4 protein-coding genes are annotated in these 4,092 nt (G+C 64.6%); 1 reads left to right on the top strand and 3 read right to left on the bottom strand.

All coding sequences use genetic code 11. The features are described from left to right. Window positions 1-95: 95 nt before the first annotated feature. On the bottom strand, window positions 96-1,187 hold the full coding sequence (gene dinB, locus ACFCU0_RS06850; RefSeq protein ID WP_434972924.1) for a DNA polymerase IV: 1,092 nt from the start codon (window positions 1,185-1,187) through the stop codon (window positions 96-98). A 321-nt stretch (window positions 1,188-1,508) separates the two neighbouring features. Here dinB and ACFCU0_RS06845 point away from each other — a divergent pair, with 321 nt between their 5' ends. Then, window positions 1,509-1,943 (top strand): hypothetical protein, encoded by a 435-nt coding sequence (locus ACFCU0_RS06845; RefSeq protein WP_434972923.1) that lies wholly within the window; start codon window positions 1,509-1,511, stop codon window positions 1,941-1,943. A 118-nt stretch (window positions 1,944-2,061) separates the two neighbouring features. Here ACFCU0_RS06845 and ACFCU0_RS06840 read toward each other — a convergent pair whose 3' ends face one another. After that, window positions 2,062-2,568 carry a hypothetical protein gene (locus tag ACFCU0_RS06840; protein WP_434972922.1) on the bottom strand — a complete coding sequence of 169 codons (507 nt, stop codon included), beginning with the start codon at window positions 2,566-2,568 and terminating at the stop codon, window positions 2,062-2,064. Between the two features lie 332 nt (window positions 2,569-2,900). After that, a complete protein-coding gene (locus ACFCU0_RS06835) occupies window positions 2,901-3,797 on the bottom strand; it encodes a DivIVA domain-containing protein (RefSeq protein ID WP_434972921.1) in 897 nt (298 codons plus the stop codon). Window positions 3,798-4,092: the final 295 nt, after the last annotated feature.

Below are 4,092 nucleotides of genomic sequence, written 5' to 3'. Positions count from 1 at the left end.
GCGACCGAGCGCAGCCGCCCGCCGGAGCGCGGAACGACGGGCGACTTTTTTTGCGGCTCGTTTTTTTGGTCGCTCAAAAAAATGAGCCAAAAGAACTACGGAAACGGCAGCTCCATCTGCACCGCAAAGACCTCCGCCCCCGGATCACTCAGGTTCGACACCGACAGCCCCAGCAGCCGGACGGGCTCCTCGGGCGGGTGCGGGTCGTGGAGAAGGCGGCGCGCGATCGCCAGCAGGTCCGACTCCGACCGAACGAAGCGGTCGAGCGTGACCTGACGCGTCGACACGTCGTGCCGAAAGCTCTTCATCTTGAGCGTCACCGTCCGCCCGCGGCGCTCTGCGCGTTTCATCCGGCGCATCACTCGCTCCGCGATGGGCTCCAGGCGCTCCATCATCGCCTCGGGCTCGGCAACGTCATCCCGAAAGGTCCGCTCCGCGCCGACCGACTTCCGGGTCCGATTTGGACGCACGGGGCGCGTGTCCCGGCCGTGCGCGATGCGATAGAAGAAATGCCCCCTCCGCCCGAAGTGCTTCACCAGATCCGACTCCTCGACGGCCTGCAGGTCGGCGCCCGACTGAATCCCGAGGGCACGCATCCGCTCGGCAGTGACCGGCCCGACGCCGTGAAATGCCTCAATGTCCAGTTCGGCAATGAAGTCCATCACCTGATCCGGCGTCACGACCGTCAGTCCGTCCGGCTTGTCACGATCCGAGGCGACCTTTGCCAGAAACTTGCTCGGTGCCACGCCGGCCGAGGCGGTCAAGCCGGTCTCGTCCGCAATCGCTTCCCGGATCCGACGCGCGATCAGGGTGCCGGACGGCGGCCCTTGCTTCGGATCGGTCACGTCCAGATACGCCTCATCGAGCGAAAGCGGCTCGATCACATCGGTATAGCGGGCGAAGATCGCCCGGATGTCGCGCGACACGTCCCGGTACACGTCCATGCGCGGCTTGACGAACACCAGATCCGGACACAGGCGCTTCGCTTCCACCGACGGCTGTGCCGAATGCACGCCGTACGGCCGCGCCTCGTAACTGGCCGTCATCACGACCCCGCGCGGCGGACGCCCGCCCACGGCGATGGGTCGCCCCGCGTATTCCTCAGGAAAATCCCGCTGCTCCACCGACGCATAGAACGCGTCCATGTCGACGTGGATGATCTTGCGAGACGGAGCGTCGGTGCTCACAGCCAGCCGCCAGGACGGGTGGAAGGAAAAAAGACAGGCCCGGTGGCCGGGGTGCTGCGGCCGGCACCGTGGGTCTTCGTACCTCCCGCTCGCCCGTCGGTTCGCCGCTTGCCCGGCCCTCCAGAGGCTCCGGGCAACGTGGACCAGACGCCGGCGCCCGGAGGTGGCAGCCGGCGCGTATCCAGGTTTCTCTCCGGTCCCGTGTAACCTTTTCCTTCGCAAGATCGCTCTAACGGTTGCATGGGCGACGCAGCACCGCGGACTGCGTCCACCTGTCGACCTACCTTTCTCGTGCTCGCACCAGCAGACCCCACTATTGCCATGTATCGACGCCTTCTTTCATCGTGCGCAGCGACCCTTTTCGCCCTGCTCCTCATTGCCGCGCCGTCTGCCTTCGCGCAGAGCGCCGCATCGCCCGGCGCGGAATACGCCCAGCGCGTTCGCACACAGATCACCGGGATGCTCAAGTCCGATAACCCGGACGTTCAGAAGCAGGGCATTTCCCTGATCCAGCAATTCGCCGAGCGCTCCGAGCGCCCCATCGATCCGACGTACTTCGCGGAGCGCCTCTCCCGCATGTATTTCGACCGCCAGCGCGACGACGATGTCCGCATGAGTGCGCTGGACGCCCTGCACGCCATGGACAGCCTGGAGAATCGCGTGTCCCAGATCGTGAAGAACCTCCGCTCGGATCCGTCCGATAAGGTCCGGGCCCACACGCTGCAGGTGCTGTCCAATTACAACGCGACCACCTAACTGCGCCCCGGCGCATTCCGGCTCGATCCGGAATGTACATCTCCACGAACGACAACGCCCCCGTCCGGCCTGGCCGAATGGGGGCGTCCTGGTTTGATCTGTAGTGTTCTTTGCACGGCTACTGTACCTGATCGTAGATCACGGACAGGGCTGCCTTTACATCCTCCGGAAGCGGATGCCGCTCACCACCGACTGTCACGGCGACGGAGGCAGCACTTGCCATCGTGAGGACGGAAGACGGCGACACGTACACGGACACCGTTCGGGGCGCGTCGGTGGTGACCTCCGTGCGTTCGACCTTTACCGGCGCATCGTTCGCCATCAGGGTGATCGCCGTCCCCTCGTCCACACCACGCATCATGAAGGCGAACCGGGGCCTGCCATCATTTCCCCGAATGCCGACCGCCCGGATCATCACGTCCTCCGATAGCGAGCGGGGCGACAGCATCATGTAGGTCGTCTCGCCCTCCCCGGGCCCTTCCACGTCAACGACTTGCTGCGCCCGGACCGGCTGCGCAAGGAGCAGCGCGCCGACAAACCACAGTCCGGCCCACGCAAGCAGCCGGGCGCCGGGCCGTGCGATGCGTCTCGCTCTGGACACGAAGCATCGGTCAATACCCTGCATGATCGATCGAGCGTCTTTTCGAAGTCGACGAGCACCACGGGCGACACGCGAACGATGCCGGCTCACCCCACCTCACGCACCGGCCGCGATTGCGTGCAGATCGTCCCCGATTTGATATCATCGAAAACGGTCCAGTAATGTTCACGCACGTATTACCGTCATGTACCCGCCAGCTCCTCCCTTCACGGAATCGTTTCGGGCAGGTGCGTCAGGACGTCGAACGGCCGATCCCCGTATAGAGATCGGCCGTCTCAGATCGAATCTGCTGATCGTTTAGCCATCAACGGCGAGACGCGGAGCGGGGCTCCATCGTCAAGCTACCGGGCTTCGTCCTACTGCGTCTGGTCGAAAATATCCCAGATGCGCTCCAGTTCGTTGGTCGACGGACCGTCTTCGTCGTCGCTGCCGGACGCCGCACGGCGGGGCTTCTGGCCGCCCTGGCTTTTTACATCCTGCTTGATGGCCTCGAAGTGGGAGGACCCGCTCGACTTCTGTCCTTCGCGCGACTCGCCGGACGGATCCTCTGATTCCGCCGTCGGGGTCTGCCGCTCTTGCTCCTGCGAACGTCCCTGCGGCTGCGGCGCATCGCCGGCGCCGAGGCGGTTCGGGAAGAGGGAATCGATCCACTCCTGCTTCGTCTTCTCTTTTTTCTTCGACTGCTCGGACTCGTCCTGCGTGCGTCCGCCCGAGTACAGGGTCGGAGGCGTCGTGGCCGTGCTCCCGGCTCCATCGCTGGACGGCGGGGCCGGTTCGGCGTCGAGTTGTCCGCCTGCCAGTTCCGTCAGCTGGGCCGCGACCTGCATCAGCTTCTGCTGGCGACGCGCAAGCTGGCGACGCTCTTCGGTGACCTCGTCGGCCTCGTGCCGGATCCGCTCGTGAAGCTCGGCGGTCTTGCGACGGATGGCGCGCGCCTGCTCCTCCGCATTGCGCGCGACCTCTTCCGCGTCCTCCTGCGCTGCATCGAGTTTGGCCTTGACGTCGCGGACAAGCTCGTCGGTGGAGCGATTCGTGTCGTCGATGGTTTCGTCCAGCACACGGGCGACGGCTCCGTAGCGCTCGACTTTTCGTTCGAGCGTTTCGATGCGCGACTTCATCTGCTCCCGTTCGTCGGAGACCGTGTCGAGCTCGTCGGCGAGGGACTCGAGGTAGGCGGTCACCTCCTCGGCATCAAACCCCCGCAGGGCCCGGGAGAACGAATGATTGCGAACGTTGGATGGCGTGAGATCCATAGGGGCCTGGAGCGAAAATGGTGGAGTGGGGAAGCTAGAGAGAGCGGTGGGGAAGTGCGCGAGAAGCGTTGGCCAGGCGTGTTTTTCCCTCGTTCCGGATACGCTCCACGAGGCGTTCCACTCGGCACGGGGCGACCGAACTCGCGCTCTCCTCACAGAACGGTCGAGTCGGATATGCACACCGAGAACGGGACGAGGACCCGAGCGTGGGCTTCTGTGCTCCGTTGGATCAATCTTATGTGATCTTCTCGCTCATGCAAAATTCGTAAGCCCGACGTGATTCGACGTTCCCTTG

It is taken from the genome of Longibacter sp. (genome assembly GCF_051155795.1).
GTDB lineage: Bacteria > Bacteroidota > Rhodothermia > Rhodothermales > Salinibacteraceae > Longibacter.
This window is presented reverse-complemented; position numbering and strand designations above follow the sequence as displayed.

Coding starts and splice junctions, on each gene's coding strand:
- ACFCU0_RS06845 (WP_434972923.1), top strand. CDS start 1,509: ATGTATCGACGCCTTCTTTCATCGTGCGCAGCGACCCTTTTCGCCCTG.
- ACFCU0_RS06840 (WP_434972922.1), bottom strand. CDS start 2,568: ATGCAGGGTATTGACCGATGCTTCGTGTCCAGAGCGAGACGCATCGCA.
- ACFCU0_RS06835 (WP_434972921.1), bottom strand. CDS start 3,797: ATGGATCTCACGCCATCCAACGTTCGCAATCATTCGTTCTCCCGGGCC.